The 1,561-nt window shown below is 56.6% G+C and carries 1 rRNA gene; it reads left to right on the top strand.

The features are described 5' to 3' along the window. Positions 1 to 1,436, top strand: a 16S ribosomal RNA gene (locus tag PV772_RS22725); the annotation flags it as partial. Between the last annotated feature and the right edge of the window lie 125 nt (positions 1,437 to 1,561).

Below are 1,561 nucleotides of genomic sequence, written 5' to 3'. Positions count from 1 at the left end.
TGGATTAGTGGCGAACGGGTGAGTAACACGTGAGTAACCTGCCCTTGACTCTGGGATAAGCCTGGGAAACTGGGTCTAATACCGGATATGACCTTCCATCGCATGGTGGTTGGTGGAAAGCTTTTGTGGTTTTGGATGGACTCGCGGCCTATCAGCTTGTTGGTGGGGTAATGGCCTACCAAGGCGACGACGGGTAGCCGGCCTGAGAGGGTGACCGGCCACACTGGGACTGAGACACGGCCCAGACTCCTACGGGAGGCAGCAGTGGGGAATATTGCACAATGGGCGCAAGCCTGATGCAGCGACGCCGCGTGAGGGATGACGGCCTTCGGGTTGTAAACCTCTTTCAGTAGGGAAGAAGCGTAAGTGACGGTACCTGCAGAAGAAGCGCCGGCTAACTACGTGCCAGCAGCCGCGGTAATACGTAGGGCGCAAGCGTTATCCGGAATTATTGGGCGTAAAGAGCTCGTAGGCGGTTTGTCGCGTCTGCCGTGAAAGTCCGGGGCTCAACTCCGGATCTGCGGTGGGTACGGGCAGACTAGAGTGATGTAGGGGAGACTGGAATTCCTGGTGTAGCGGTGAAATGCGCAGATATCAGGAGGAACACCGATGGCGAAGGCAGGTCTCTGGGCATTAACTGACGCTGAGGAGCGAAAGCATGGGGAGCGAACAGGATTAGATACCCTGGTAGTCCATGCCGTAAACGTTGGGCACTAGGTGTGGGGGACATTCCACGTTTTCCGCGCCGTAGCTAACGCATTAAGTGCCCCGCCTGGGGAGTACGGCCGCAAGGCTAAAACTCAAAGGAATTGACGGGGGCCCGCACAAGCGGCGGAGCATGCGGATTAATTCGATGCAACGCGAAGAACCTTACCAAGGCTTGACATGAACCGGAAAGATCTGGAAACAGGTCCCCCACTTGTGGTCGGTTTACAGGTGGTGCATGGTTGTCGTCAGCTCGTGTCGTGAGATGTTGGGTTAAGTCCCGCAACGAGCGCAACCCTCGTTCTATGTTGCCAGCACGTGATGGTGGGGACTCATAGGAGACTGCCGGGGTCAACTCGGAGGAAGGTGGGGACGACGTCAAATCATCATGCCCCTTATGTCTTGGGCTTCACGCATGCTACAATGGCCGGTACAAAGGGTTGCGATACTGTGAGGTGGAGCTAATCCCAAAAAGCCGGTCTCAGTTCGGATTGGGGTCTGCAACTCGACCCCATGAAGTCGGAGTCGCTAGTAATCGCAGATCAGCAACGCTGCGGTGAATACGTTCCCGGGCCTTGTACACACCGCCCGTCAAGTCACGAAAGTTGGTAACACCCGAAGCCGGTGGCCTAACCCCTTGTGGGAGGGAGCTGTCGAAGGTGGGACTGGCGATTGGGACTAAGTCGTAACAAGGTAGCCGTACCGGAAGGTGCGGCTGGATCACCTCCTTTCTAAGGAGCGCCTACAACAACCGGTCACCAGCGCATGGTGGTGGTGTGGTGTTGTCAGGAAGCAAGCCCGTAGCACGGACGATTGTTCCGTGGCGGGTGCTCATGGGTGGAATATCAACAAATAG

It is taken from the genome of Pseudarthrobacter sp. CC12 (assembly GCF_039907755.1).
Classification (GTDB): domain Bacteria; phylum Actinomycetota; class Actinomycetes; order Actinomycetales; family Micrococcaceae; genus Arthrobacter; species Arthrobacter niigatensis.
This window is presented reverse-complemented; position numbering and strand designations above follow the sequence as displayed.